We start from the raw sequence: 25603 nt of genomic DNA, 5'->3' as shown, positions 1-25603 counted from the left end.
CGAATGACCAACTGTGTGTCGGCTGTGGAGACGTGGCCTCGATCCCCTAGGTTCCCAGGCCGGAATGTGACCGATGTCGCATCAACAGTCGTACGGATGGGAGTGGATGCCCGATGGTGTCAGCCACGGTGAGCAGGGGGGCGGTCCTCGGAGCGGTCGCGCTGTCGCTGCTCGCGGTCCCGGCGCGGGCCGCGAACGGGGAGCCGCGGTCGCCCGGGGCGGTGAGGCCCGCCGGGGCGGCGGCGCCGCGGGCGGTGAAGTCCGCCGCGGCGGACGGGCTCGCGGCGCCCGACACGGCGGGCCTGACCGCGGTGCTGCGGTCGGCGGTCGCCCAGGGCGCGCCGGGCGCGCTGGCCCGGATCGACGACCACGGCACCACGTACCGGACGACGTACGGGTACGCCGACCGCGGCACCCGGCGTGCCATGGACGCCGGGGACCGGTTCCGCGTCGGCAGCGTCACCAAGTCCTTCTCCGCGGTCGTCCTGCTGCAACTCGCCGACGAGCACCGGCTGGAGCTGGACGCGCCGGTGAACCGCTATCTGCCGGGGCTGCTGCCGGACGACCGGATCACGGTGCGCCAGGTGCTCGGCCATCGCAGCGGGCTGTACGACTTCACGTACGACATGTTCGCCGACAGCGTCCCGGGGTTCGAGGCGGTCCGCCACAAGGTGTTCACCTACCGCGAGCTGGTGGCGCTGTCCCTGAAGCACCCGCGTACCAACGCGCCCGGCGCGGCGTACTCGTACTCGAACACCAACTTCGTCGTCGCCGGCATGCTCATCGAGAAGATCACCGGGCACTCCGTGCGGACCGCGTACGAGAACCGGATCTTCGGGCCGCTGAACCTCCAGGACACGTTCTACGTCCACCCCGACACCGCGATCCCCGGCGCCCACGCGCACGGGTACCTCACCCCCGACAGGGCGGGCGACCCGCTGGTGGACGCCACCGAGCAGACCGTGTCGTGGGCGCAGAGCGCCGGCGCGATCATCTCCAGCGCCCGGGACCTCGACACGTTCTACGGCGCGCTGCTCGGCGGCAGGCTGATGTCCGCGGCGCGGCTGGCCGAGATGGAGAGGATGAACCAGGTCGACGCGACCACCGCGTACGGGCTCGGGCTGCGGCGCCGCGATCTGCCGTGCGGGGTCTCGGTGTACGGGCACACGGGAACGGTGCAGGGGTACTACACCTACGCGTTCGCGACGAAGGACGGCGGCCGGAGCATGACGGCCGTCGCCAACACGTCCAACAACGGCGAGGTGCTCAACACGCTCGCGGGGGCGCTGGATTCGGCGTTCTGCGGGAAGCAGGGCAAGCGGTGGCCCCCGGCGGCGGGCAAGGAGTAGGCCGGCGTCCGGATCTTGGCAGAAGGCGCGGCCCCGGGCCAGGATGCCCGTATGAAGGGTGATCTCTTTTCCGGCCGGCACCTGGTGCGGGCGGCCACCGGGCCCGGGATGTCCGTCGAGAACGCCGAGTGCCTCAGGTACGCGGTGGACGGCGAGATGTACGCCCGGCGGGGCTCGGTGGTCGCCCACCGCGGTGAGCTGCGGTTCGAGCGCGGGGGCCAGGGCGTCGGGGGCATGCTCAAGCGCGCGGTCACCGGGGAGGGGCTGCCCTTGACGGTGGTGCACGGGCAGGGCGAGGTCTGGCTCGCGCACGGGGCGCTGAACTGCTTCGTGGTGGAGCTGGAGCCCGGCGACCGGTTCACCGTGGGCGCCCGGCACGTACTGTGCTTCGACCCGTCGCTGTCGTACGGGATCCGGACGGTCAAGGGCTCGGGCGTCACCGCGGGCGGCCTGTTCAGCAGCGTGTTCAGCGGCAGCGGCCGACTCGGCCTGCTCTGCGAGGGCGATCCGCTGGTCATACCGGTCTCGGCGGAGCAGCCGGTGTACGCCGGCCCGGACTCGGTGATCGGCTGGAGCGAGTCACTGGAGACCTCGCTGCACCGCTCGCGGTCGCGGGGGCCGGTGCTGCGCGGCGGCTCCGGCGAGGCCGTACGGCTGATGCTCCGGGGCGAGGGCGTGGTCGTCGTACGGCCGAGCCGGCTGACCCGGCGCGATCCGCAGCAGCACTGAACGGGAAGGGTGGCACACCTTGATCGGCATCCTGGAGATCGAAGCCGCGGCCGAGCTGATCGCCCCGCACGTGGTGCGGACGCCGACCGTGGCGAGCCCCGGGCTCGGCGCGCTGCTCGGCGCCCCGGTCACGGTCAAGCTCGAACTGCTCCAGCGCACCGGCTCGTTCAAGGCGCGCGGGGCGGCGGCGAAGCTGCTGTCGCTGAGCGGGGCGGAACGGGCGGCGGGCGTGGTCGCGGTCAGCGGCGGCAACCACGGGATCGCGCTGGCCGTGATGGCGGCGGCCCTCGGTGTGAGGGCGACCGTGGTGATGCCCCGCACGGCGCCCGCGCGTTCGCTCGCGCTCGCCGAGGAGGCCGGAGCGTCGCTGCGGCTGACCGACGGCATGGACGGCGCCTTCGAGCTGGGAACGCGGCTCGCGGACGAGGGGCTGACCCTGGTCCACCCGTTCGACGACCCCGTCGTGATCGCCGGGCAGGGCACGGTCGGCCTCGAACTGGCCGAGGACGCCGACGAGGAGCTGACGGACGTCGTCGTCAGCATCGGCGGAGGCGGGCTGATCTCGGGCGTCGCGGCGGCCCTGCGGGCCCGGCGCCCCGGAGTGCGGGTGTGGGGCGTGGAGACGGCCGGCGCCGAGGCGATGTCGGCCGCGCTGAAGGCCGGCGGCCCGGTGCCGGTCCCGCTGTCCTCCCTGGTCACCACGCTGAGCGCGCCCACGGTCTGCCGGCTGACCTACGACCACACCGCCAAGCTGGTCGAGGACGTCCTGGTGGTCCCCGACCACGAGGCCGTCCGCGGCTGCCTGGACCTCTGCACGCACGCCAAACTCTGGGCGGAACCGGCCGCGGGCTGCCTGCTCCCGGCGGCCCGCGAAGTGCTCTCCCGCGTCGGCCCGGACGCCCGTCTGGGCCTGGTGGTGTGCGGCGGCAACACGACGCCGGCGGAGGTGACGGGCTGGGCGGAGCGGTTCGGGCTGGGGTAGGGGCGGGTCCGCGCGGGCCGCCCCGGTGCGGATCGGCGGCGGGCACCCGGCCGGAGTTCCCCCACGGGTCGGCGAAGGCCCCGCCGCCCGCGCTCCGGGGGGGGCGTCCGGCCGAGGGGGGCTCGACGGGGCGAACGGGGGTACCAGGGGTACCAGTACGCCGATCGTCCCGGGAGGTTCGCAGCGTGAACACCTTCGTGCACAAGACCCTGGTGGTGCAGCTCCACGCCCCCGGTACCGGCCGCTTCCCGGTCTTCGCCCATCTCGGCTACGACGCCGACGACCCGTACGCCGTCACCGCCGCCTTCGCCCACGAAGGCCATGTGCTGGCCCACTGGCGCCTCGACCGGGAGATGCTCGCCGAGGGCCTGACCCGGCCGGCCGGCGTCGGCGACGTACGGCTGCGGCCCGCCGGCACCGGGATGTGGCACGAGCTGCGCCTGGAGTTCCTCGGGGACTCGCGCCCGGACGGCGGGCGGCAGCGCGCGGTGGTGTACGCCTGGGCGCCGGCCGTGGCCGCCTTCCTGCGCGAGACCCGGGAGATCGTGCCGCCGGGCCGGGAACGGGCTCCCGTGGACGAGCTGCTGGCGGACATCCTCGCCACGGGATGAGCGGCTTACGTCACTGGACGTCCGTCAGCGGGCGGCGGTACACGAGGCCCGGCAGGCCGGACAGCCGGGTCTCGCCGACCACGGTGAAGCCGGTGCGCGCCAGCACGGCCCGCGAGGCCAGGTTCTCCACCCTGCTCGCGGCCCTCAGGAAGGTCAGGCCGTACGTGCGGGCGGCCCGCGCGCACAGCTCCCGTACGGCCCAGGTCGCCAGGCCCCGGCCCGCGGCGCGCTCGGCGATCCGGTAGCCGAGGTCGGCGCCGCCGTCCGCCACGTCCACGAGGTTGATCCGGCCGAGGATCTCCCCGTCCGGGCCGGCCAGGACGTGGAAGCGGCTCACGCCCGTCTCCTGTTCGGCGAGCAGCGCCCGGTGCCGCTCGGCGAACCGGGCGAAGTACTCGTCGCCCCGGTCGGGCACGGACGCGGCGAAGTACGCCCGGTTCGCCCGCTCGAAGGCGAGCAGCGCGGGGGCGTGGTCGGGGCGCAGCGGTTGCAGCTCGGGCATGGCGGGACCCTACGCGCCCCGCGCGCGGGGGCGTTACCGGTTTTCCGTGCCGACGGTGTGCCGGCGCCGGGCCCACAGCGGGAGGCCGAACCAGCACACCAGGTACCAGGCGACGACGGCCGCGACCAGCCAGGGCACATAACCGTCGTGCGTGGCCACCCGCAGGATGAGCAGCAGGGCCGAGGTCATGGTGGCCAGCAGCAGCACCAGACCGACGAAGGTCAGCCGGGCGGCGATCCGCACCGCCCGGGGCTTGACCCGGCGCCCGGAGACCAGGCGGTGCAGCGAGACCGGTCCGATGAGGGCGCCGGTGGTACAGGCGCCGAGCACCACGGTGACGATGTAGATGTGCTGGTCCGCTCGGGGCAGCAGGGTGTACTTCGGGTAGAAGACGACGGTCAGCAGGAAGCCGAACAGGATCTGCACGCCCGTCTGGGCGACGCGGACCTCCTGGATGAGTTCACCCCACATCCGGTCGGCCCGCTCCTCCTCGGTCTCGTCGCGCCCCCTGCGGCGGTCGTCCTCGGTCATGCGATCCAGGTAACCGGTCGGCCGTTCCTTCAAACGGTGCGTGTCCGCGTGGCTACCAGCGGTCCTCGACCTGCTCCGCGATCCGCCGCTCGTACAGGTCCCGGATCGCGGTGAACGTCCGCGGCGGCAGCGGCGGCAGCTTCGCGGCGGCCGCGTTGGCGCGGGCCTGCCCGGGGTCGCGGGCGCCGGGGATGACCGTGGTGACGCCCTCCTGCTCGATGATCCAGCGCAGCGCCAGCTGGGCCGGGGTGTAGCCCTCGGGGGCGAGCGCGGCGAACTCGGCGGCCGCCTCCACACCGGTGCCGTAGTCGACGCCGGAGAAGGTCTCACCCTGGTCGAACGCCTCGCCGTGCCGGTTGAAGGTGCGGTGGTCGTCCGCCGCGAAGACGGTGTCCTCGGTGTACTTGCCGGACAGCAGTCCGGAGGCGAGCGGCACCCGGGCGATGACGCCGACTCCGGCCGCGCGGGCGGCGGGCAGCACCTCGCGCAGCGGCTTCATCCGGAACGGGTTGAGGACGATCTGGACGCCGGCCACGTTCGGCCGGGCGATCGCGGCCAGCGCCTGCGCGCAGGTCTCCACGCTGACGCCGTACGCGGCGATGCGCTCCTCCTCGACCAGGGTGTCCAGCGCGTCCCACACCGCGTCGCCGGAGTAGACCGGGTCGGGCGGGCAGTGCAGCTGCACCAGGTCGATCCGGTCGACACCGAGGTTGCGCCGCGAACGGTCGTTCCAGGCGCGGAAGTTGTCGAGGACGTAGTTCTCGGGGAGCTGCTCGACGCGGCGGCCCATCTTGGTGGCCACCAGCACGTGCAGATCGGGGCGGCCGCCCAGGAAGGCGGCGATGGCCCGCTCGCTGCGTCCGTCGCCGTAGACGTCCGCGGTGTCGAAGAAGGTGACCCCGGACTCGGCCGCGGCCTCCAGGACGGCCGACGCGTCCTTGTCGGCCACGTCGCCCCAGTCCGCGCCCAGCTGCCAGGTGCCGAGTCCGACCACCGACGCCCACTGACCCGACCTGCCGATCGCACGTTCGTCCATGCGGGCAGTCTGTCACCCGGCGCCCTCCCGGCCGGGAACCGCCGGGTCGCTCGGGGCGGCGGCTCGCTCAGGCCCCGGCCGTACGGCACTCCGGATGGCCCCAGCCCTGAGCGTTCTTGGCGATGGACTCGCCCGCCGCGTAGGAACGCCCGCACAGGCAGCGTCCGGGGAACTTCGCCTTGATGGTGCGCGCCGAGGAGGACGAGGCGCCCCCGGTGCGGCGGGCCGTCTTCTTGCGCGGGGCGCCCGACCCCGGTGTGTCGGGCGAGGGCGGGGGCACCGGCGAGCCCAGCTCGCTGCCCGCCGGCTGCTGCACGACGGCGGCCTGGCTGGCCGCGCGGTCGGCGAAGTCGTTGAGCGGGTCGCCGTCGACCTGGTGGGCCGGGACGTAGCGGAACTCCACGGACCGGCCCTCCAGGAGCGCGTCGATGCCGACCACCAGCTCCTGGTTGGCGACCGGCTTGCCCCCGGACGTCTTCCAGCCGTTGCGCTTCCAGCCGGGCAGCCAGGTGGTGACGGCCTTCATCGCGTACTGGGAGTCCATCCGGATCTCCAGCTCGACGGAGGGGTCGACGGAACTCAGCAGCCGCTCCAGGGCGGTGAGTTCGGCGACGTTGTTGGTGGCCCGGCCGAGCGGGCCCGCCTCCCAGCGAGCGGGCGTCCGCTCGTCCTCGGCCGAGACCACCCATGCCCATCCGGCCGGTCCGGGGTTCCCCTTCGAAGCCCCGTCGCACGCGGCCACCACTCGTTCACGCATGCGCACGATCATCCCACGACGGCACGGGTGCCCCGGCCGGGCAGGCGGGGCCCCGCTCAGGCGTCCTCGATCCGCGGCATCTCGCCCGCGGTGGTGGTGATGTCGATCACCGAGAAGTCGGCGCCCTGCGGATCGCCGATCGTCGCGAACCGGCCGAAGGGGCTGCTCATCGGCCCGAAGCGGACGGTGCCGCCGAGCCGGGTCGCCGTGGCGACGGCCTCGTCGCAGTCGGCGACGGTGAAGTAGACGTTGATGTACGAGGGCGCCTCGGGCGGGAAGTCGTCGGTCATCCGCATCCGCCCGAGCACGGTGTCCTCGCCGACGTCGAACATCCGGAAGTCCACCGCGTCGTCCACGATGTCCTTCGCGCGGTACGGGAAGACGGCGCGGAAGAACGCGTCCGCCTTCTCGGGTTCGCGGGTGAACACCTCGGCCCAGCAGTAGGCGCCCGGCACGGCCGTCCGTTCGAAGCCCTCGTGGGTGCCCGCCTGCCACACCCCGAACACGGCCCCGCTGGGCTCGCGGGCCAGGCACATGGTGCCGATGTCGCCGACCCGCATCGGCTCCATCAGCACGTCTCCGCCGTGCTGGCGTACCTTCTCGGCCGTGGCGGCGGCGTCCGGCGAGGCGAAGTACAGGCACCACCGCGACTGGCCCTCCTGGCCGGGCATGGGCGGGACGACGGCGGCGACGGCCTTGCCGTCGACGGATGCCTGCGTGTAGTGGCCGTACTCCGCCGTGGAGTCGCCGAAGGTCCAGCCGAGGACCTCGCCGTAGAACTTCTTGGCGCCCTCCAGGTCGGTGAACATCGCATCGGCCCAGCAGGGCGTCCCCTCGGGTTGTACGGCCATGCTCGCCGCCCTCCTGGAGTCGTCGCGGCCCCCGCCTGCTCACGCTAGCCAGCCCCCGGCCGGGCCGCGCGCCGAGCGGGGCGCTGCCGGACACTGGGGAGGGGCCGTCTGCGGAAGGGCTTGGGCGATGACGATGCGGGCGTGGTCGGTGGTGGCGCCGGGACCGGTCGAGGGCGAGCCGTTGAGGTCGGTGGAGCGGCCGGTGCCCACACCGGGGCCGGACGAGCTGCTGGTGCGGGTGCGGGCGTGCGGGGTGTGCCGGACCGATCTGCATGTCACCGAGGGCGAGCTGCCGGTGCACCGGGCCGGGGTGACACCCGGGCACGAGGTGGTCGGCGAGGTGGCCGGGCTCGGCTCGCAGGTCTTCGGCTTCGCGCCGGGCGACCGGGTGGGTGTGGCGTGGCTGCGCCGCACGGACGGGGTGTGCGCCTACTGCGCGCGGGGTGCCGAGAACCTGTGCCCGCGCTCCCGCTACACGGGCTGGGACGCGGACGGTGGCTACGCCGAGTACACGACGGTGCCGGCCGCCTTCGCCTACCGGCTGCCCGGGACGCTGGACGACGTGTCGGCGGCGCCGCTGCTGTGCGCCGGGATCATCGGGTTCCGCGCGCTGCGCCGCGCCGCGCTGCCGCGGGGCGGGCGCCTGGGCCTGTACGGCTTCGGGGGCAGCGCCCATCTGTGCGCGCAGGTCGCGCTCGCCGAGGGCGCCACCGTGCATGTGATCACCCGGGACGAGGTCTCGCGCCGGCTCGCCCTGGAGCTGGGCGCGGCCTCCGCGCGGGACCTGGACGAGCAGCCGCCGGAGCCGCTGGACGCGGCGGTCCTCTTCGCGCCGGTCGGCGATCTGGTCCCGGTCGCGCTGCGCGCCCTGGACCGGGGCGGGGTGCTGGCGGTGGCGGGCATCCACCTCAGCGACGTACCGGCACTGCGCTACGAGACGGACCTGTTCTACGAGAAGGAGTTGCGCAGCGTCACCGCCAACACCCGTGCGGACGGGCGGGAGTTCCTCACCCTGGCCGCCCGCTACGGTGTGCGCGCGACCACCCACCCCTATCCGCTCGGCCGGGCCCCCGAGGCCCTGCGCGACCTGAAGGCGGGCCGCTTCGACGGCGCGGCGGTGCTGGTGCCCGAGCACTGAAATCCCCTCGACGGCGAGGGGTCCGGGGCGCTCGGACGGCTGCCGTGAACACACAGAGGATGCACGCGGACGAGCTGGGGCTCGACGCCCCGCTGGTCCGGCGCCTGATCACCCGTCGCTTTCCGCACTGGTCCGCGCTGCCGGTGCGGCGGCTGGCGTCCAGCGGCACCGAGAACGCCATGTTCCGGCTGGGCACCGAGCTGGTGGTACGGCTCCCCCGGCGTCCCGGGGCGGTCCCGGACCTGGTGCACGAGGGGCGCTGGCTGCCCGTGCTGGGACCGCGGCTCCCGGTGGCCGTGCCCGAGCCGGTGGGCACGGGTGAGGCGGACGAGGACTTTCCGTGGCCGTGGTCCGTCTACCGATGGCTCGCGGGGACCAGTCCGGTGGCCGGAGCCGTGGCCCGGCCGGAGCCGCTGGCCGAGGAGCTGGGGCTGTTCGTACGGGCGCTGCGCCGCGTCGCGGCGCACGGTGCGCCGACCGGCTACCGGGGCGGGCCCCTGCGCGAGCGGGACGAGCCCACCCGCGCGGCCGTCGCCGAGCTGGGGGACCGGGTGGACGCGGGGGCGGTCACGGAGCTGTGGGAGCGGGCGCTGGCCGCCCCGGCGCACGACGGGCCGCCGCGCTGGGCCCATGGCGATCTGTCCCCCGGCAACGTGCTGGTCGACGGTGGCCGGCTCGGCGCGGTCATCGACTTCGGCTGCGCGGGGGTGGGCGATCCGGCGGTGGACCTCGTGCCGGCGTGGAACCTGCTGCCCGCCTCGGTGCGGGGCGTCTTCCGGGAGGCGGCGGGCGCGGACGACGCCGAATGGGCGCGGGGGCGGGGCTGGGCGCTGTCGGTCGCGCTGATCCAGCTGCCGTACTACTGGGACACCAACCCGGCCCTGGCTCAGAACTCACGGCATGTGATCGCCGGGATCCTCGCCGAGGCCGGGTACGGGCGGCCGCCGGGTCACTCGCCCGCGTAGGCCCTCTCCAGGGCGGCGACGTCCAGCTTGCCCATGCTCATCATGGCGCGGGCCACGCGGGCGGACCTCTCCGGGTCCGGGTCGCTCATCAGGGCGAGCAGCCGGTCGTAGACGACCTGCCAGGAGAGCCCGTACCGGTCCTTGAGCCAGCTGCACGAGCCGCCCTCGCCGCCGTTCTCGGTGAGCCGGTTCCAGTAGTGGTCGATCTCCTGCTGGTCGGAGCAGAGGATCTGGAAGGAGACCGACTCGTCGAAGGTGAACTGGGGGCCGCCGTTGAGCGCCATGAACCGCTGGCCGTTGGCCGTGAACTCGACGGCCAGCACGGAGCCCGCCGGGCCGGGTCCGGCGTCGGTGTGCCGGCTGACGCGGTCCACTCGGGAGTTCTTGAAGATCGACACGTAGTAGTGCGCGGCCTCCTCCGCCTGGCCGTCGAACCAGAGGCATGTGGTGAAACCGTCGGTGGTCATGAGCACCTCCTGGATGGGGGAAACGCGTTCGGGGTGCAGACCGGCGCACGGCCCGGAACTCATCGGTGCGGCTGTCCGAGGTCCCGCACCCGCCCAGCATCCGGTGCGTGACCCGCACGCGCGACACGAGCGGCACGGGCGAGGCGGGTACCGGCGCGGCCGCGGCCCGCGCCGCGCCACCGGGCCGGGGCCCGGTCCGGCGGACGGATTCGGCCGATGCGGTTCTTCCGGGGCGGGCGGAGCCCGGACCCGCCGGTCGGGGGTGTGCGGGCGTCCTTCCGGGGAGCACGTGGGGAGACGGCGGCGCCGCCGAGGAGTGGTGACGGCCCGAGATTCCGGGGAGAACGGCGATTTCAAGCCAGTGCCGAAGAAGGCGAGCATGCACCGGGTGACCAGGGGTACCCGCGCCGTGAGCGCCCCCACCGGCTGGAATGAGCTGCCGGATCCGGGGAACACGCGGAGAACACAACAGCGCAGGGACCGGACGCAGAGGCCGAAAAGGGCAGCCGTCGAACCGTGACTTTCGTGGGAGAGGTAATGGATACCGCCGGGATGCGGTCGCAGACAGTGGTCGTCGAGAGGACCGAGCAGGACGGGCCGGACACGGGCACCCTGCCCGGCATCGCGGAGCCGGCCGCCGTGGCCCCGCGGGACGCGCGCCGGCTGTCCCGCCAGTTCTTCCGCCGGCTGACCGAGCTGGAGGAGGGGACCCACGAGTACCAGTACGCGCGCAACACCCTCATCGAGATGAACATGTCGCTCGTACGCTTCGCGGCCGGCCGTTTCCGGGGCCGCGGCGACGACATGGAGGACATCGTCCAGACCGGCATGATCGGGCTGATCAAGGCGATCGACCGGTTCGAGCTGTCCCGGGAGGTGGAGTTCACCTCCTTCGCGCTGCCGTACATCGTCGGTGAGATCAAGCGGTTCTTCCGCGACACCACCTGGGCGGTGCACGTCCCGCGGCGGCTCCAGGAGCTGCGGGTGGAACTGGCCAAGGCGCGCGAGGAGCTGTCCAGCCGCCTCGACCGTGATCCGACGGTCGCCGAGCTGGCCACCTTGATGAACCTCTCCGAGGAGCAGGTGCTGGAGGGCCAGCTCGCCGCCAACGGCTACAACTCCTCCTCGCTGGACGCCGCGCTCACGGGTGACGGCCCCGAGGACGGCGAGGCGGTGCTCGCCGACTTCATCGGTGTGGAGGAGGAGGGGCTGCGCCTGGTGGAGGACTTCCACGCGCTGGCGCCGCTGATGGCGGAGCTGAGCGAGCGGGACCGGCAGATCATCCACCTGCGGTTCGTGGAGGAGGCCACCCAGGCGGAGATCGGGGAACGGCTCGGCTGCTCCCAGATGCACGTCTCACGGCTGATCAAGCGGATCATCACCCGGCTGCGCCAGGGGATGCTGGGCGAGCTGGGCTGCGCCTGAGCCGAACGGGCCGAGAGGGTCCCTGCGCACGCTGAACGCCCGGCACCGGGACGGTCCGGGCGTTCAGCGGGTCAACGCGAAACGGGCGATCACCCGTTTGCCGACCGGGACGCGTTCCACGGCGATGTCGGTGGCGAGCGCGTGCACGATCTCCAGGCCGTGCCGCCCGACGCGCCGCGGATTCTTCGGGAAGAGCTGGGGCAGCGCCGTACTGCTGTCGCAGACGGACACCGTGACGGCGGTGTCCGTGCCCTCCAGCTCCAGGATGTAGGGGCCGTCGCTGTGCCGGTCGGCGTTGGTGACCAGCTCGCTCACCAGCAGGAGCAGCTCGCCGTCCGCGGCGCGGTCGATGCGGGCGCACCACTCCGTGCGCAGCTGTTCCAGGAACTGGGCCGCGAAGGCCCGCGCCTCGGCGATGCAACCGGGTTCACCGGTGAAGTGCGTCGCGCGTCTCAGCGGCTCGACGGGTACGTCGAAGCCGGTCGGTATCACTGCCCCGCCCAGATGCTCGGTCATGCTGTCTCTCTCGCGGGCCCCGGGCCCGGTCCGTTCGGCCGTATTCGCACCCGTCCTCCTACCCCGAGCCGCGCCCCGCAGTCCAGGCGTTCGCCCACCGCGCACAGTGGCGAGCGTCACTTTCCCGGCCTGGGTGCGGCGCGGACGGACCACCCGGCGGGCGGGGTGCCCGGACGCTGCCTAGCGTGGCAGGCGTGAGCCCCCTGACCGTCTCCGCGCGGCCCGCCGCCCGGCACAGCTGGCCCCAGGCGCTGGCCGTGGTGCTGACCGGGCTCGCGGTGATGGTGCTGGTCGCCGCGGCCGGGCTGTGGGCGGCGGGTGCGGCGGGACTGCCGGACGGCGCGTTCCCCCGGGTGCTGGCCGCGACCGTGGTGACGGCGGTCGGCGGCAGCATCCGGCTCGCAGGCGACGCCGGCCCCCTGGCCAGGACCGAGGCAGGGATCACCGTACTCCCCCTGTCGGTGGCGCTGGCCGGTGCCCTGGTGGTCGGCGCGGGCTTCCTGCGCCCGCTGCGGCACCGGACGGTCACCTCGGCCGGGGAGGCGGCCCTGTGGGCCGCCCGGGTCGCCGTCCTGTGGGTGGCGGCGCTGACCGGGCTCGCCCTCGCGGCCCGGGAGACGTTCGCCGTGGACGTGGGCAGCGGGACGCTCGCCGATCTGACCTCTCTGTTCGCGGCGGAGCCGCGGGTCGGATTCGCCGCGGACGTGCCGCCGACCGTGCTGTTCGCGCTGCTGTGGCTGGCCGGGGTGCTGGTGGTGGCGCTGCTGGTCGCACGCCGGGTGCCGCTGCCGGGACGGCTGACGCGGTGGCGGGAGCGGGCGCGTCCCGTCTCCCGCGCGATGGTGGAGCTGCTGCTCACCGCGGTCGCCGTGGGCCTCGTGGTCGCGCTGGTCACGGCGGCCACCCGGGGGAACGCGCGTACGACCTTAGCGCTGATCCTGCTCGGCCTGCCCAACCTGGTCTGGCCCGCGCTGACCGTCGGTCTCGGCGCGACCTGGAACGGCCGGGTGGACGGCCCCTTCGGGCTGCCCGTCCCGCACATCCTGGACGTGCTGCTGCGCACTCCCGACGTCTCCACGGTGGATCTGGGCACGCTGACGGAGTACGACGGCCGGATGGCATGGCTGCCGGTGGCGGCCGGGGTGCTGCTGCTCGCGGTCGCCGTCCGGGCGGCGCTGCGCTCACCGCCCCGGACCCCACCGTGGCTGCTCGCCGTACGCCTCGCCGTCGCGCTCGCCCTCACCATGCTCGCGATCTGCCTGCTGTGCCGGATCTCCGCGCACTACGGGCTGTCCCTGCTCGGCATCGGGGACCTGGGCGGCGGGCTGTCCGGGGAGCTGCTGCTGCGGCCGCGGACCTGGCGGACGGTGGGCCTGGGCGCGCTGTGGGGGCTGGTCGCCGGGTTCCTCGGCGGGCTGCTCGCCCTGCCGGTGCGCCGCAAGCGGCGGTCAGCCGATGGGCACCACGAGCGCGGGAACGGTGCGCTGCATCCGTAGGGCGTCGACGGACTCGGCGAGCAGTTCGTACTCGGTGGTGTCGTCGTTGGCGGCGATCCGCACCAGCCGCCCCTCCGCCAGTTCCTCGGCCACGCGCTGCTGCCCGCCGTCGTCCGCGCACCAGGCGCGCAGCAGCGTGGGTACGTCGGCGACCGTCTCCGCGACCGGCACCAGCGACCCCGCCGGAAAGGGGGCGGCCTCCGGACTGGGGTCGAGCCGCTCGGCGATCCAGGACGCGCGGTCGCGCAGCCACCACAGAGCCAGTGCCAGGGTCGGCGCGCGGTAGGTGCCGAGCGGTACGCCGATGCGCCGGCCGCCGCACACCCCGTATGCCGTGACATGGCACAGGAATTCGTCGTGCACGTATCACTCCCCCGTCGCCTCGTCCGGTGTGCCGGGCGGACCTCGCTCTCCGTGCGGCTCCGTGCGGTGAAGTGCCCCTCGATGTTCGAGTATCGCCACGGCCGAAACACTGTCACCACGACTTTCCGGCCACTCTGTTGGCATATTCCCCATCCTTTTTGGTCGCATTGATGGGGTCCCGCCGGGCGGTGCGGGCATGACCCCGGAGGTAATCGACCCACCGGGCACCCCTCGGGCATGGTGGTTCCACCGGGTCGGCGAAACCCCGATCCGGGGTCCGACCAGCACAGACGACTCCGATGGAGGCTGATTCACGATGTCCGTGAACACCGAACGCTACGAGAGTGCCGCCGCGCGTTACTTCGAGGCCTGGAACGCCACCGGGCCGGAGGCGCTGCGCAAGGCGGTCGCCGCCGCCTGGGCCGCGGACGGCTCCTACACCGACCCGCTCGCCGACGTCCGCGGGCACGAGGGCGTGGCGGCCGTGATCGCCGCGGCCCACGAGCAGTTCCCGGGGTTCGTCTTCCGCCCGCTCGGCACGGTGGACGGGCACCACGACACCGCCCGCTTCGGCTGGGAGCTGGTGAACGAGGCCGACGGGTCGGCGCCGGTCGCCGGGTTCGACGTCGTCACGCTGGACGGCGAGGGCCGTATCCGCCAGGTCCTGGGGTTCCTGGACCGGGTCCCCGCGGGTGCGTGACGGCACGCGGCCCGGCTTCCCCGCCCCGGACGGGGAGGAAGCCGGGCCGCGTGCGGGGGCCGGCGCCGTGGTGCGGTGTCACGGCCGTACGATCGCGTCGATCCGCTTCAGCTCCTCCGGGTCGAAGTCCAGGCCGCGCAGGGCGCCGACGCTGTCCTCCAGCTGGCGGGCGCTGCTCGCGCCGACCAGCGCGGAGGTGACCCTGCCGCCGCGCAGCACCCAGGCGAGGGCCAGCTGGGCGAGGCTCTGGCCGCGTGAGACGGCGATCTCCTGGAGCGCGCGCAGCCGTCCGACGAGGTCCTCGGTGACCGCTTCGGGCTTGAGGAAGGGGCTGTCGCCGGCGGCGCGGGAGCCCTCCGGGACGCCCTTCAGGTAGCGGCCGGTGAGCAGCCCCTGCTCCAGCGGGGAGTAGACGACGGAGCCGACCCCCAGTTCGTCCAGGGCGTCGAGCACGCCCTCGTCCTCGGGGCGCCGGTCGAGCATCGAGTAGCGCGGCTGGTGGACGAGGAGCGGGGTGCCGAGGCCGGCGAGAACGCGGGCGGCCTCGCGGGTCTGATCGGCCGAGTAGTTGGAGATGCCGACGTAGAGCGCCTTGCCCTGCTGGACCGCCGTGTGCAGGGCGCCCATCGTCTCCTCCAGCGGAGTGTCCGGGTCGGGGCGGTGGGAGTAGAAGATGTCGACGTGGTCGAGCCCCATCCGCCGCAGGCTCTGGTCGAGCGAGGCGAGCAGGTACTTGCGCGAGCCCCATTCACCGTACGGGCCGGGCCACATGAGGTAGCCGGCCTTGGTGGAGATGACCAGCTCGTCGCGGTACGGCGCGAGGTCCGCGGCGAGGGCGGCGCCGAGCGCGGATTCGGCGGCGCCGGGCGGCGGGCCGTAGTTGTTGGCCAGGTCGAAATGGGTGACGCCGAGGTCGAAGGCGCGGCGCAGGATGGCGCGCTGGGTCTCCACGGGCCGGTCGGGACCGAAGTTGTGCCACAGGCCGAGCGACAGCGCGGGGAGCCTTAGGCCGCTGCGTCCGGTGCGCCGGTAGGGCATCTCGGCGTAACGGTCGGGGGATGCGGTGTACAACGCGACTCCAGGGGGTGGGCACGGATCTTCCGGCCCAGGATTCCCCCGGCCGCATACGGCGGTCCAATGGGAGAATCGAATGGAATTGAGCGACTAGGCTGCTCAATCATGGAACTGCGCCATCTCCAGCACTTCGTCGCGGTCGCCGAGGACCAGCACTTCACCCGGGCCGCCGAGCGGCTGATGGTCTCCCAGTCGGGCCTGTCCGCGTCCATCCGGGCGCTGGAACGGGAGCTGCGGGCGCCGCTGTTCGTGCGCACCACGCGACGGGTGACGCTGACGGAGGCGGGGCGGGCACTGCTGGTGGAGGCCGAGCGGGTCCTCGCACAGGTGCGCGCGGCGCACGAGGCGGTCGCGGCGGTGCAGGGAGTGCTGCGCGGCACGCTGGCGCTGGGCACCGAGCAGTGCATCGCCGGGGTGCACGTGGCCCGGCTGCTGGCGGCGTTCCGGGGCCGCCACCCGGACGTGGAGATCCGGCTGCGCCAGGCGGGCTCGAACGCGCTGGCGGAGGAGGTCGCGGCGGGGCGCCTCGACCTCGCCTTCGCGTACCGCACCCGGGCCGACGGCGACCAGCTCCGCTCGGTCTCGCTGACCAGTGAGCCGATGACCGTGCTGTGCCATCCCCGGCACCGGTTCGCCGCGCCCGGGGCGCCGCTGTGCCCGGCCGACCTGGCCGGGGAGGTGTTCGTCGACTTCCACCCGGACTGGGGCCCGCGCCGCGCGACCGATGCCGCCTTCGCCGCGGCGGGGGTGCGGCGCACCGTCGCGCTGGAGGTCAACGACGTGCACTCACTGCTGGACCTGGTGGACGAGAACCTGGGCGTCGCGGTCGTCCCCCGGCACTTCCGGCACAAGCGGCCCACGCTGACCGCGCTGCCGCTCAGGGAGCCGGGCGAGGCCGCGTACGAGACGGTGGCCCTGCTGCCGCCCGAGCGCTCCACCAGCCCCGCGGCCCGCGCCCTCGTCGCGCTCCTGGAGACGGAGGGCCTGGCGCCGTACCGGTCTTCCTGAATTCCGGACGCGACCACGCCGTCCGTCTGTGATGGTGGACGGTATGCATGCCAAGGACATCCTCATCGACGGCTACGGCCGCATCCGGGAAGAAGTCCACGACACCGTCGGCGGCCTCGGACCGGACGAGTTGCACCAGCGCCCGGCCCCCGGCGCCAACACCGTCGCCTGGCTGGTCTGGCATCTCACGCGGGTGCAGGACGACCACGTCGCCGACGCCTTCGGCCTCGACCAGGTGTGGCTCTCCGACGGCTGGGAGGAGCGGTTCGGCCTGGATCTGCCGCGCGCCGACACCGGCTACGGGCACACCCCGGCCGAGGTCGCGAAGGTGCGGGTGACGGACGCCGGCCTGCTGACCGGGTACTACGACGCGGTGCACGAGCAGACGCTGGGCGCGCTGCGCTCACTGGCCGCCAAGGACCTCGAAGGAGTCGTGGACGAGCGCTGGGACCCGCCGGTCACGCTCGGCGTGCGCCTGGTGAGCGTCCTGTCCGACGATCTCCAGCACGTCGGACAGGCCGCCTACCTCAAGGGACTGGTTCAGAGCGCGGCGGCGTAGCCGGGCAGGACCACGTCCTCGATGAGGGCCTTGCGCTCGTCGAACGGGATGAACGCGCTCTTGACCGCGTTGACCGTGACCGTCCGCAGGTCCTCGACGCCCCAGCCGGCCTGCTCGACCAGCAGCGCCATCTCCCGGGTCATCGTGGTGCCCGACACCAGGCGGTTGTCGGTGTTCAGGGTGACCCGGAAGCCGAGGTCCTTCATCGCGGTGATCGGGTGCTCGGCGATCGAGGTGGCGCAGCCGGTCTGGAGGTTGGAGGTGGGGCACATCTCCAGGGCGATACGGCGGTCGCGCACCCAGGAGGCGAGCCGGCCGAGCTTGCCGTCCACGATGTCCTCGGTCAGCCGCACGCCGTGCCCGATGCGCTGGGCGCCGCACACCTGGACCGCCTGGTGGATGCTCGGCAGGCCGTGCGCCTCGCCGGCGTGGATGGTGAAGGGCACGCTCTCGCGGCGCAGGTGCTCGAAGGCGGCCAGGTGGTCGGCGGGCGGGAAGCCGTCCTCGGCGCCGGCGATGTCGAAGCCGACGACTCCGGCGTCCCGGTAGGCGACGGCCAGGTCGGCGGCCTCGGCGACGCGGTCGAACATCCGCATGCCGCAGAGCAGGGTGCCGACGCGCACCGGGGTGCCCGCGGCGGCGGCCTTCGCCATGCCGGCGGCCAGGCCCTCCTGCACGCTCTCCACGACCTCGGGGAGGCTCAGCCCGCCCCGGGTGTTCAGCTCGGGGGCGTAGCGGACCTCGCCGTAGACCACGCCGTCGGCGGCGAGGTCGAGGACGTACTCCTCGGCGGTGCGCAGCAGGCCCTCGCGGGTCTGCATCACGGCGAGGGTGTGCTCGAAGGTGGCGATGTAGCGCACCAGGTCACCGGAGTTGGCGGCCTCGACGTACCAGGCGGCCAGCTCGTCCGGGTCCGTGGTGGGCAGCTGGTGCCCGACCTCGGCGGCCAGCTCCACGAGGGTGGCGGGGCGCAGGCCGCCGTCGAGGTGGTCGTGCAGCACGACCTTGGGGAGGCGGCGGAGAGTGTCGGTGTCGATGCGGGGGGCGGTCATGACAGGGCGTTCCTCAGCAGGTTGTACCGGGGTCGATCAGGCGGCCGACGGTGCCGACGGGGGTGGTTAGCCGGTGAGGTTATACGTAAAACCGGATGCTTGTCTACGCGCGTTGCTGCGGAGTGACCTGGGAGTTGCCGGAGAGTTGTCCGCGCGCGTCACCGGGGCGTCGGGCGGATGCCGCGTCGGGGGCCGCCGGGGCGTTCGGGAGAGGGCGCCCCGGCGGGTTCGCGCCAGGTCGGCCGGGTTCGCGCCGGCACGCCCCCGGCCGGCCGCGTCAGGGCGCCGTCTCGCCCTGCGCCACCTCCACCCGGTGGTGGAAGTCCACCAGCCCGGCCGCGGAGGCCGCACCGGACAGCGCGGTGCACGCGATGAGCAGCGCTGCGACGGCCCGGCCCGCGCGGGGCCGGCCGGGCACACCCAGGAGTGCCTGGACCCGCTGCGGTACCGGGCCCGTGGTCGCCGCGGCCGCGAAGTCGGGCCGCGGGGTGCCGGGGGTCTGCCCGGCGAGGGCGGCTCGGGCGATGGCCCGCGCGGTCAGCCGCCGGTCCCCCACCCGCGCGGCGGCCGCCTCGTCGGCGGCCCGCTCGGCGGCGAGCCGGATGGCCGTACGGACCGACCGCAGCGCGGGGTGGCAGTGCGCGGCGAGTTCGGCGGCGGCGAGGAAGTAGTGGTGGCCGCCCTCGTTGTGCGCCCGCTCGTGCGCGAACAGCGCCTCTCGCTCGGGCCCGTCGAGGCTGCGCAGCATGGCGGTGGTGACGACGATGCGGTGCGGACGGCCGGGCAGCGCGTAGGCGTCGGGGCGGGACGAGTCCACCACGCACAGATCACCGGCGGCGGGCCGGCGCCCGGCCTCGGTGCGGGCGACGCGGAAGGCCCGGCTCTGGCGCAGTACCGAGCGCACGAGGGTCCAGCAGCAGACGGCGAGGACACCGACCGAGGTGGCGGCGGCCGGCACCACGACCAGGGCCGGGGCGGTGTGCAGCGGGTGGATGAACTCGCCGAACGCGGCGAACAGGGGCAGCCTCAGCAGCCCGATCAGCACGAAGGCGCCGAGCGCGGCCAGCGAGCAGCCGGCGAGGACCACCGCGCAGCCCGTGACGGCCCACAGCGCGGCGGCCGGGGCCAGCCGGACGAGGGCCCGCCGGGCCAGCACCGGCAGGGCGCAGGGCAGCAGCAGGGGCAGCAGGAGCAGGGCGGTCATCGGCCGGGGACCCTCATCAGCCGTCGGATTCGAGCAGATCCCGCAGGATACGCTCGTCGTCCGGGTTGAGCTGGGCGACGAAGCGGGCGAGCACGGTCTGCCGGTCGCTGTCCCGGTCCAGCTCGGTGTGCATCCGGCGGGCGGTGAGGCCGTGGGCGTCCTGGACCTCCCGGACGGGGAAGTACACGAAGCCGCGGCCCCTGCGTTGCCGCTCGACGACGCCCTTGTCGTGCAGGCGGCTGAGGATCGTCGTCACCGTCGTACGCGCCAGGTCCGTGCCCAGGCCGGACTGGACCTGACCGGGGGTCAGGGGCCCGTCGGCGGCCCAGAGCGCGGCCATGACGCTCGCCTCTAGTCCACCGGCCGGCCGCCGTTCGTCCTTGCCGTCGGTCATGGAAACGTCCTCACCCTCCTCGTCGTCCGTCTGCGGACCGTCTACACGATGGTAGTCACAAGCCACGTCTCCCTCCCGCCGGCGCATCGCCCGCGGCCACGACGACACCTCCGGCCGACCCCTTCGGCATCACCACATACATGACAAAGCTCGCTACCGCTACACATAAACCGCGAACAAGCGCAAAATGGGAAGTGCGGTGCTCGCTGAACACCGCACCCATAAGCGGTCTGGCCTGCGCATTCGAAGGAGACGAAAGTCATGGCCAACGTCTCGCACAGGGGTGATATGTCGACCCACCCCGATGTCACCGAAATGCGGGAACGCTACGCCCGCATGCTCGGCGGTCGTGATGTGGCGCTCGTGGACGGGCCGGTGTTCCTGCTCGGCCTGTACTGCGCGGCGTCGCCCTGGATCGTGCACTACTCCGCCAGCCAGCCGGCGCTCATGACCCACAACCTGATCATGGGTATCGCGATCGGGCTGCTGGCGCTGGGATTCACCAGGGCCCCCGAGCGGATGTACGGCCTCAGCTGGGCGATGTGCGCCTTGGGCGTATGGATGATCATCGCCCCGTGGATCGTGGGGAGCGCCCCGGACGCCGGTGTGATCATCAACAACGTCGTGATCGGCGCACTGGCCCTCCTCCTCGGAATCGTCTGTGCCGCGACATCGGCGAAGGCCACGAAGAGCACGCCCAGGCCCTAGCGGGGAAGGAAGAACGACGAGAACGCGCGAGGAAGGAGCGGATCGTCGAGAACGAGAAAGAGAAGAAGAACACGGAAGGAAGAAGGACGGAGGGCCGGTGCGCCCAGCGGACCGGCCCTCCCCCTCGCCCTCGTGCGCTTCTCCTCCGGGCCCGCTCAGCCGCTCACGGTGAAGCTCAGCCACAGGTCCGCGGGCAGTGACGGCCGTCCCGGCACCGCCCGCTCGGCAAGGCTCCACGCGCCCGGCGCGACCTCCTGCGCGACCCGGTGCCAGAAGGCCGCCCCGCCCGCGTTGTCCCGCTGGAAGGCCACCTCCCAGCGCCCCGGATGCCGCCGCAGCACCTCCCGTACGGCCCTCAGCCCGACTCCCCCGCGCCGGGCGCCCCGCACCACGAAGAAGCTGTTCAGCACGCGCACCGGCCCGTCGAGCCCCCGTACGAAGGCGAAGCCGGCGAGACGGTCCCCGCGGGTCAGCAGGTAGGCCGCCCAGCCGTCGCCGGCGAACGCGGCCTCCAGCCGCTCGCTGCGGAACGTGCCGTCGGCCGCGGGCAGTCCGCCCTGATGCTCGGACATGTCGTGGCGGAACATCAGCCACAGCCGCTCGACGGCGGCCCGGTCGTCGTCGGTGGCGGGACGGACACGGACGTCCGCGGGCGGGGATCCGGCCGCGGAACGGGCCGTCGGTCCGGCCGTGGACTCGGTCAAGGTGGTCAGGGTCTCGTTCACGTTCTCGGTCATGAACGAGAGCCTCCCCGGCGGACTTCCGTCCGGGCCGGGGAGGCTCATCACGCTGTTCTGATCTTAGCCCACCGGGACTCACACCGTCTCGGTGTCCCGTCCGACCTGGCACTCCTCGTCGGTCTCCTTCGCCCCGAACGGCCAGACCCGCTCCCGCCGTGCCCAGACCAGGAAGGCCGCGCAGCCGAGGACCAGCCAGGCCAGGGACCACTCGACGGGATGGCGGCCCGGCGAGTTGCGGTCGGCGCAGGCGTAGATCACACACCAGCCGGCGAAGGCCACGAGGGACGGCAGCGGGTAGAGCCACATGCGGTAGGGGCGGGGCAGATCGGGCCGCCGGGAGCGCAGCACCGTCAGGGCGACGATCTGGGCCAGCGCCTGCACGATCACCATGACGGTGGTGAGCAGCTGGATCAGGGTCGCGAGATCGGTGTGCCGGCCGACGAGGAAGCCGGCCGCGGTGATCACGCCCATGGTCGCCAGCCCCAGCGTCGGGAAGCGGTGCCGGGGGTGCAGCCGGGCGTACGGCCGGAAGAAGACCCGGTCGCGCGCGGCGTCGTACGGCACCCGGGAGCCGCCCAGCAGGCCGGTGAAGACGGAGGCGAAGGCGGTGATCAGGATGAGCACGGTGACCGTGTCGGCGGCGCCCCTGCCCCAGGTCCGCTCCAGGACGGCCGAGGCCACCGAGGTGGACGCGATGTCGCCCGGATCGCTCATCCGGTGCCAGTCGACCACGCCGAGCGTGCCGATCTGGAGCATCAGGTAGATCGCCATGATGCCGAGGATCGAGTAGACGACGGAGCGCGGCAGGACGCGGCCGGGGTCCTTGATCTCGGCGCCCATGTAGGCGGTGGTGTTGTAGCCGAGGTAGTCGTAGACGCCGATGGTGAGGCCCGCGGCGAAGCCGGTCCAGAAGCGGCCGCCGGTCAGGTCGAAGGCGCCCGCCGGGTAGGTGAAGGCCAGAAGCGGGCTGAAGTCCGTCGCGGCGGCGGCGATCACCAGGACCACCGAGGCGATCATCACGGTCCACATCACGGCCGTGATCCGCGCGATGTGCTCGATTCCGCGCCACAGCAGGAGCACGACCAGGGCGATGACACCGAGGCCGGCGACGTCGCCGGCCGGGCCGCCGAGGCCGGGGGCGAGATAGCCGAGGTACTGGACGAAACCGACGACGCCCGTGGACATGATCAGCGGCACGAACAGCATCGCCGTCCACACGAACAGGAACGGCATCAGCCTGCCGGTGCGGTACCGGAAGGCCTGGCGCAGATAGACGTAACTGCCGCCGGAGCCGGGCAGCGCGGCACCCAGCTCGGCCCAGACCAGCCCGTCGCACAGCGCCAGCACCGCGCCCGCGACGAATCCGACGACCGCCTGGGGCCCGCCGAACGCGGCGACCATCAGCGGGATGGTGACGAACGGGCCGATGCCGCACATCTGGCTCATGTTGATGGCCGTGGCCTGGAACAGCCCGACCCGGCGGACGAAGCCGCCCGGGGGCGGCGGGCTACCGGACATGGGGACTCCTGGAGGCGTCGGGGAGGAGACCTTACGAGGATCCGCGCGCCGGGTGGAGGCGGTTGACGGGCATTCAGCGGACGCCGTGGCGACGGTCGTTGACAGCCCCGTGGCGGCGACCTAGCTTAAGCCCGGTTAGTAAAGTTTCCTAACTTTACGAGCCTGGAGACCGTCTGTGTTCCCTCGCCCCGCCCCCGGCCATCGGCTGGCCACGGCCACCGGACTCCTCGCCCTGCTGGGCTACCTGACCACCGGCGCCTGGACCGACCCGCACGCCCCCGCGCCGCCGCTGCGGCCGGTCGCGGAGCTGAAGGCACCCGCCCGGATCACCCAGGTGTCCTCGGCCGCCGGAACCACCACCCCGCTCGCCGGCTTCGCCATCCAGTCCACGGCGAAGGTGAAGGACTCACCGGCGGCCGTCTCCTCCCCCGGCTACGCGGCGCGCGGCTGGTACCCGGCGGGCCCGCGCTCCACGGTGCTGGCCGCGCTGCTCGCCGTCGGCGCGTACGACGACCCCTTCCGCTCCACCAACCTGGCGAAGATCCCGAAGGCCGACTTCGAGGTGCCCTGGTGGTACCGCTCCGACTTCACCGTCGCCGACACCGCGCGGCGCACCCTGCTCGACTTCAGCGGGGTCGTCTCCGCGGCCGACGTCTATGTCAACGGCCGCCAGGTGGCCCCCGCGCGGGACGTGACCGGCGCCTACACCCATCACGAGCTGGACGTCTCCGCCCTGGTGCGCCCCGGCGTCAACACCGTCGCCTTCCGTGTCCGGCCCAACGATCCGGGCAAGGACCTGACCGTCGGCTGGCTGGACTGGCTCCAGCCGCCGCCCGACCGGAACATGGGCATCGTCCGGGACGTCCTGGTGCGCCGGGGCGGCCCGGTGGCGCTGCGCGACGCGCACGTGGTCACGAAGCTGGCGGTGCCGTCCCTCGCCACCGCCGACCTCACGGTCAGGGCGCGGGCCCGCAACGACTCCGGCACGGCGGTCACCGCCGAGGTCACCGGAGCCATCGGCGCGACGCGCTTCGGCGGGACGGTCCGGCTCGCCGCGCACGAGACGCGGACCGTCACCTTCTCCCCCGCCGAGGTGCCCGCGCTGCGCCTGACCGCGCCGAAGGTGTGGTGGCCGGCGGGGATGGGCGGACAGCCGCTGTACGACCTCGATCTGACCGCGCGCGTGTCGGGCACGGTCTCGGACACCGCGCACGAGTCCTTCGGCGTCCGCGACGTCCAGGCGCCGCTGAACGCGGCCGGGGCCCGACAGTACCGGATCAACGGCCGCCCGCTGCTGATCAAGGGCGGCGGCTGGTCGCCGGACGAGTTCCTGCGCTGGGACCGTCGTTACGCGGAGGACCGGCTGCGGTACGCCGTCGACCTCGGACTGAACACCCTGCGCCTGGAGGGCCACTTGGAGCCGGACGAGTTCTTCCGGCTGGCCGACCGGCTCGGGGTGCTCACACTGCCGGGCTGGGAGTGCTGCACCAAGTGGGAGGGGCAGGTCAACGGCACGGAGAACGGGGAGAAGTGGACCCCGGCCGACTATCCGGTGGCGAAGGCGTCCATGGCCGCCGAGGCCGCCCGGCTGCGGGACCACCCGAGCGTGATCTCCTTCCTGATCGGCAGCGACTTCGCGCCCGACGCGACGATCGAGAAGAACTACCTGGACGCCCTGCGCGCCGCCGACTGGAACCTCCCGGTCGTCTCGTCCGCCTCCGACAGGTCCTCGCCCGTGCTGGGACCTTCGGGCATGAAGATGACCGGCCCCTACGACTGGGTGCCGCCGGCGTACTGGTACGCCAAGCGCGAGGGCGGGGCCACCGGCTTCAACTCCGAGACCAGCGCCGGCCCGAGCATCCCCACCCTGGACACCCTGCGCCGGATGCTCACCCCGGCCGAGCTCGACAGCCTCTGGCGGGACCCCGGGGCCAGGCAGTACCACCGCTCGCCGTCCGCCACCTTCGGCACCCTGTCGCTCTACGACGCCGCGCTCGCCGCCCGCTACGGCACCCCCACCGGCCTCGCCGACTACGTCCGCAAGGCCCAGCTGGCCCAGTACGAGAACGTGCGGGCCCAGTTCGAGGCGTACGGCCGCAACGCGACGGACCCCGAGAAGCCGGCCACCGGGGTGATCCACTGGATGTTCAACAGCGGATGGACGTCCCTGCACTGGCAGCTGACGGACCGCTATCTCGACCAGGGCGGCGCCTACTTCGGCGCGAAGAAGGCCAACGAGCCGCTGCACATCCAGTACGGGTACGACGACCGCTCGGTGACCGTGGTGAACAACCGGCACACGGCCCAGCGGGGTCTCACCGCGCGGGCCACGCTCTTCGACCCGGACGGCACCCTGCGGTACGACGGGGCGGCCGCCGGGTTGTCGGTGGCCGGGGACGGGGCCCACACGACCGCGCTGACCCTGCCCGGCTCGGTGCCCGGACTGGCCCGGACGTACCTGCTGCGGCTGGTGCTGACCGACGCGGGCGGCCGGGAGGTGAGCCGGAACGTGTACTGGCTCTCCAGCGAGCAGGACACACTCGACTGGCCGCGCACCACCTGGTGGTACACCCCGACGACCGGCTACGCCGACCTGACCGGGCTGGCCTCGATGGCGCCGGTCCCGGTGGCGGCGACGGCCACCACCCGCTCGGAGGGCGGCACTTCGACCACCACGGTGACCCTGCGCAACACCACGGACGGGCGGACGCCCTCGCTGCTGACGGATGTGCATCTGGTCGACGGGCGCGGGGCGCCGGTGCTGCCGGTGCGCTGGTCGGACGACGAGGTCGGACTGTGGCCGGGCGAGTCGGTGACGCTGACCGCCGTCTACCGGACGGCCGATCTGCACGGCACGGCCCCGCGGGTGCGCGTCTCCGGGTGGAACACCGCGGAGCGGACGGTGCCGGCGACATGACGAGGGGGGCG

The 25603-nt window shown here is 73.3% G+C and carries 27 protein-coding genes; 13 read left to right on the top strand and 14 right to left on the bottom strand.

Annotation, left to right across the window (positions count from 1 at the left end):
• Positions 1-113: 113 nt before the first annotated feature.
• The 4 genes from VT52_RS18385 to VT52_RS18370 all read left to right on the top strand — a co-directional run bounded on the left by VT52_RS18385 (position 114) and on the right by VT52_RS18370 (position 3671).
• Positions 114-1349, top strand: coding sequence for a serine hydrolase domain-containing protein (locus VT52_RS18385; protein WP_046424975.1), 1236 nt, complete (start codon positions 114-116; stop codon positions 1347-1349).
• A gap of 51 nt (positions 1350-1400) precedes the next feature.
• Positions 1401-2078 (top strand): AIM24 family protein, encoded by a 678-nt coding sequence (locus tag VT52_RS18380; RefSeq protein WP_046424972.1) that lies wholly within the window; start codon positions 1401-1403, stop codon positions 2076-2078.
• A 19-nt stretch (positions 2079-2097) separates the two neighbouring features.
• Complete coding sequence (locus VT52_RS18375) at positions 2098-3060, top strand: threonine/serine dehydratase family protein (RefSeq protein WP_046424969.1); 963 nt, start codon at positions 2098-2100, stop codon at positions 3058-3060.
• Between the two features lie 185 nt (positions 3061-3245).
• Entirely contained in the window at positions 3246-3671 is a 426-nt protein-coding gene (locus tag VT52_RS18370; RefSeq protein WP_046424966.1) for an SsgA family sporulation/cell division regulator, read from the top strand.
• A 10-nt stretch (positions 3672-3681) separates the two neighbouring features.
• Here the strand turns inward: VT52_RS18370 and VT52_RS18365 are convergent, their stop codons facing one another.
• The 5 genes from VT52_RS18365 to VT52_RS18345 all read right to left on the bottom strand — a co-directional run bounded on the left by VT52_RS18365 (position 3682) and on the right by VT52_RS18345 (position 7348).
• Positions 3682-4173 carry a GNAT family N-acetyltransferase gene (locus VT52_RS18365; RefSeq protein ID WP_046424965.1) on the bottom strand — a complete coding sequence of 164 codons (492 nt, stop codon included), beginning with the start codon at positions 4171-4173 and terminating at the stop codon, positions 3682-3684.
• Between the two features lie 33 nt (positions 4174-4206).
• Positions 4207-4704, bottom strand: coding sequence for a DUF6328 family protein (locus VT52_RS18360; RefSeq protein ID WP_046424962.1), 498 nt, complete (start codon positions 4702-4704; stop codon positions 4207-4209).
• Positions 4705-4756: 52 nt separating this feature from the next.
• The gene (locus VT52_RS18355) at positions 4757-5740 is read right to left on the bottom strand and encodes an aldo/keto reductase (RefSeq protein WP_046424961.1); all 984 of its coding nucleotides are present in this window, start codon (positions 5738-5740) and stop codon (positions 4757-4759) included.
• Between the two features lie 67 nt (positions 5741-5807).
• Positions 5808-6509, bottom strand: coding sequence for a ribonuclease H family protein (locus VT52_RS18350; protein ID WP_079175110.1), 702 nt, complete (start codon positions 6507-6509; stop codon positions 5808-5810).
• 44 nt (positions 6510-6553) lie between these two features.
• Positions 6554-7348, bottom strand: coding sequence for a VOC family protein (locus VT52_RS18345; protein ID WP_046424957.1), 795 nt, complete (start codon positions 7346-7348; stop codon positions 6554-6556).
• Positions 7349-7481: 133 nt separating this feature from the next.
• On the opposite strand from VT52_RS18345, the gene VT52_RS18340 reads away from it, so the two are divergent.
• On the top strand, positions 7482-8486 hold the full coding sequence (locus VT52_RS18340) for a zinc-binding alcohol dehydrogenase family protein (protein WP_206306554.1): 1005 nt from the start codon (positions 7482-7484) through the stop codon (positions 8484-8486).
• Positions 8487-8545: 59 nt separating this feature from the next.
• The gene (locus VT52_RS18335; protein ID WP_046424953.1) at positions 8546-9451 is read left to right on the top strand and encodes an aminoglycoside phosphotransferase family protein; all 906 of its coding nucleotides are present in this window, start codon (positions 8546-8548) and stop codon (positions 9449-9451) included.
• On the opposite strand, the gene VT52_RS18330 is transcribed toward VT52_RS18335, so the two are convergent.
• Positions 9436-9918 (bottom strand): VOC family protein, encoded by a 483-nt coding sequence (locus tag VT52_RS18330; protein WP_046424952.1) that lies wholly within the window; start codon positions 9916-9918, stop codon positions 9436-9438. The genes VT52_RS18335 and VT52_RS18330 overlap by 16 nt on opposite strands.
• 537 nt (positions 9919-10455) lie before the next feature.
• On the opposite strand from VT52_RS18330, the gene VT52_RS18325 reads away from it, so the two are divergent.
• Positions 10456-11343 (top strand): RNA polymerase sigma factor SigF, encoded by an 888-nt coding sequence (locus VT52_RS18325; protein ID WP_071387470.1) that lies wholly within the window; start codon positions 10456-10458, stop codon positions 11341-11343.
• A 63-nt stretch (positions 11344-11406) separates the two neighbouring features.
• On the opposite strand, the gene VT52_RS18320 is transcribed toward VT52_RS18325, so the two are convergent.
• Complete coding sequence (locus VT52_RS18320; RefSeq protein ID WP_046426177.1) at positions 11407-11859, bottom strand: ATP-binding protein; 453 nt, start codon at positions 11857-11859, stop codon at positions 11407-11409.
• 194 nt (positions 11860-12053) lie between these two features.
• Between VT52_RS18320 and VT52_RS18315 the strand changes: the two genes are divergently transcribed.
• On the top strand, positions 12054-13355 hold the full coding sequence (locus VT52_RS18315; RefSeq protein ID WP_046426178.1) for a streptophobe family protein: 1302 nt from the start codon (positions 12054-12056) through the stop codon (positions 13353-13355).
• Here the strand turns inward: VT52_RS18315 and VT52_RS18310 are convergent.
• Positions 13308-13718 (bottom strand): hypothetical protein, encoded by a 411-nt coding sequence (locus tag VT52_RS18310; protein ID WP_046426179.1) that lies wholly within the window; start codon positions 13716-13718, stop codon positions 13308-13310. The genes VT52_RS18315 and VT52_RS18310 overlap by 48 nt on opposite strands.
• Before the next feature lie 316 nt (positions 13719-14034).
• Here VT52_RS18310 and VT52_RS18305 point away from each other — a divergent pair, with 316 nt between their 5' ends.
• Entirely contained in the window at positions 14035-14418 is a 384-nt protein-coding gene (locus VT52_RS18305) for a nuclear transport factor 2 family protein (protein WP_046426182.1), read from the top strand.
• A 78-nt stretch (positions 14419-14496) separates the two neighbouring features.
• On the opposite strand, the gene mgrA is transcribed toward VT52_RS18305, so the two are convergent.
• Complete coding sequence (gene mgrA, locus VT52_RS18300) at positions 14497-15489, bottom strand: L-glyceraldehyde 3-phosphate reductase (RefSeq protein ID WP_046426184.1); 993 nt, start codon at positions 15487-15489, stop codon at positions 14497-14499.
• A gap of 108 nt (positions 15490-15597) precedes the next feature.
• Here mgrA and VT52_RS18295 point away from each other — a divergent pair, with 108 nt between their 5' ends.
• Together VT52_RS18295 and VT52_RS18290 are read left to right on the top strand one after the other, a co-directional pair.
• Positions 15598-16500 (top strand): LysR family transcriptional regulator, encoded by a 903-nt coding sequence (locus VT52_RS18295; protein WP_046426186.1) that lies wholly within the window; start codon positions 15598-15600, stop codon positions 16498-16500.
• Between the two features lie 43 nt (positions 16501-16543).
• Complete coding sequence (locus VT52_RS18290; protein WP_046426220.1) at positions 16544-17059, top strand: mycothiol transferase; 516 nt, start codon at positions 16544-16546, stop codon at positions 17057-17059.
• Here the strand turns inward: VT52_RS18290 and VT52_RS18285 are convergent.
• The 3 genes from VT52_RS18285 to VT52_RS18275 all read right to left on the bottom strand — a co-directional run bounded on the left by VT52_RS18285 (position 17041) and on the right by VT52_RS18275 (position 19709).
• Positions 17041-18111: an adenosine deaminase gene (locus VT52_RS18285; RefSeq protein WP_046426188.1), complete on the bottom strand. Its 1071-nt coding sequence runs from the start codon at positions 18109-18111 to the stop codon at positions 17041-17043. The genes VT52_RS18290 and VT52_RS18285 overlap by 19 nt on opposite strands.
• A gap of 277 nt (positions 18112-18388) precedes the next feature.
• A complete protein-coding gene (locus tag VT52_RS18280; protein ID WP_046426191.1) occupies positions 18389-19315 on the bottom strand; it encodes a M48 family metalloprotease in 927 nt (308 codons plus the stop codon).
• Positions 19316-19331: 16 nt separating this feature from the next.
• Entirely contained in the window at positions 19332-19709 is a 378-nt protein-coding gene (locus VT52_RS18275) for a BlaI/MecI/CopY family transcriptional regulator (protein ID WP_046426193.1), read from the bottom strand.
• Positions 19710-19970: 261 nt separating this feature from the next.
• On the opposite strand from VT52_RS18275, the gene VT52_RS18270 reads away from it, so the two are divergent.
• Positions 19971-20417: an SPW repeat protein gene (locus VT52_RS18270; RefSeq protein ID WP_046426195.1), complete on the top strand. Its 447-nt coding sequence runs from the start codon at positions 19971-19973 to the stop codon at positions 20415-20417.
• A 155-nt stretch (positions 20418-20572) separates the two neighbouring features.
• Here the strand turns inward: VT52_RS18270 and VT52_RS18265 are convergent, their stop codons facing one another.
• Entirely contained in the window at positions 20573-21004 is a 432-nt protein-coding gene (locus tag VT52_RS18265) for a GNAT family N-acetyltransferase (protein WP_240509802.1), read from the bottom strand.
• Positions 21005-21232: 228 nt separating this feature from the next.
• Entirely contained in the window at positions 21233-22675 is a 1443-nt protein-coding gene (locus tag VT52_RS18260; protein ID WP_079175109.1) for an APC family permease, read from the bottom strand.
• Between the two features lie 175 nt (positions 22676-22850).
• Between VT52_RS18260 and VT52_RS18255 the strand changes: the two genes are divergently transcribed.
• Positions 22851-25592 carry a glycoside hydrolase family 2 protein gene (locus VT52_RS18255; RefSeq protein ID WP_046426197.1) on the top strand — a complete coding sequence of 914 codons (2742 nt, stop codon included), beginning with the start codon at positions 22851-22853 and terminating at the stop codon, positions 25590-25592.
• The last annotated feature ends 11 nt before the right edge of the window (positions 25593-25603 follow it).

The organism is Streptomyces malaysiense (assembly GCF_000980885.2).
GTDB classification, from domain to species: domain Bacteria; phylum Actinomycetota; class Actinomycetes; order Streptomycetales; family Streptomycetaceae; genus Streptomyces; species Streptomyces malaysiense.
The sequence above is the reverse complement of the archived record's forward strand: the minus strand, read 5'-3'. Positions and strand labels throughout refer to the sequence as shown.

Bases quoted from the DNA above. Each gene is read 5' to 3' on its own strand.
- VT52_RS18385 (WP_046424975.1), top strand. From the start codon at position 114: ATGGTGTCAGCCACGGTGAGCAGGGGGGCGGTCCTCGGAGCGGTCGCG.
- VT52_RS18380 (WP_046424972.1), top strand. From the start codon at position 1,401: ATGAAGGGTGATCTCTTTTCCGGCCGGCACCTGGTGCGGGCGGCCACC.
- VT52_RS18365 (WP_046424965.1), bottom strand. From the start codon at position 4,173: ATGCCCGAGCTGCAACCGCTGCGCCCCGACCACGCCCCCGCGCTGCTC.
- VT52_RS18360 (WP_046424962.1), bottom strand. From the start codon at position 4,704: ATGACCGAGGACGACCGCCGCAGGGGGCGCGACGAGACCGAGGAGGAG.
- VT52_RS18355 (WP_046424961.1), bottom strand. From the start codon at position 5,740: ATGGACGAACGTGCGATCGGCAGGTCGGGTCAGTGGGCGTCGGTGGTC.
- VT52_RS18350 (WP_079175110.1), bottom strand. From the start codon at position 6,509: ATGATCGTGCGCATGCGTGAACGAGTGGTGGCCGCGTGCGACGGGGCT.
- VT52_RS18345 (WP_046424957.1), bottom strand. From the start codon at position 7,348: ATGGCCGTACAACCCGAGGGGACGCCCTGCTGGGCCGATGCGATGTTC.
- VT52_RS18340 (WP_206306554.1), top strand. From the start codon at position 7,482: ATGCGGGCGTGGTCGGTGGTGGCGCCGGGACCGGTCGAGGGCGAGCCG.
- VT52_RS18335 (WP_046424953.1), top strand. From the start codon at position 8,546: ATGCACGCGGACGAGCTGGGGCTCGACGCCCCGCTGGTCCGGCGCCTG.
- VT52_RS18330 (WP_046424952.1), bottom strand. From the start codon at position 9,918: ATGACCACCGACGGTTTCACCACATGCCTCTGGTTCGACGGCCAGGCG.
- VT52_RS18325 (WP_071387470.1), top strand. From the start codon at position 10,456: ATGGATACCGCCGGGATGCGGTCGCAGACAGTGGTCGTCGAGAGGACC.
- VT52_RS18320 (WP_046426177.1), bottom strand. From the start codon at position 11,859: ATGACCGAGCATCTGGGCGGGGCAGTGATACCGACCGGCTTCGACGTA.
- VT52_RS18305 (WP_046426182.1), top strand. From the start codon at position 14,035: ATGTCCGTGAACACCGAACGCTACGAGAGTGCCGCCGCGCGTTACTTC.
- VT52_RS18295 (WP_046426186.1), top strand. From the start codon at position 15,598: ATGGAACTGCGCCATCTCCAGCACTTCGTCGCGGTCGCCGAGGACCAG.
- VT52_RS18290 (WP_046426220.1), top strand. From the start codon at position 16,544: ATGCATGCCAAGGACATCCTCATCGACGGCTACGGCCGCATCCGGGAA.
- VT52_RS18285 (WP_046426188.1), bottom strand. From the start codon at position 18,111: ATGACCGCCCCCCGCATCGACACCGACACTCTCCGCCGCCTCCCCAAG.
- VT52_RS18280 (WP_046426191.1), bottom strand. From the start codon at position 19,315: ATGACCGCCCTGCTCCTGCTGCCCCTGCTGCTGCCCTGCGCCCTGCCG.
- VT52_RS18275 (WP_046426193.1), bottom strand. From the start codon at position 19,709: ATGACCGACGGCAAGGACGAACGGCGGCCGGCCGGTGGACTAGAGGCG.
- VT52_RS18270 (WP_046426195.1), top strand. From the start codon at position 19,971: ATGGCCAACGTCTCGCACAGGGGTGATATGTCGACCCACCCCGATGTC.
- VT52_RS18265 (WP_240509802.1), bottom strand. From the start codon at position 21,004: ATGTTCCGCCACGACATGTCCGAGCATCAGGGCGGACTGCCCGCGGCC.
- VT52_RS18260 (WP_079175109.1), bottom strand. From the start codon at position 22,675: ATGTCCGGTAGCCCGCCGCCCCCGGGCGGCTTCGTCCGCCGGGTCGGG.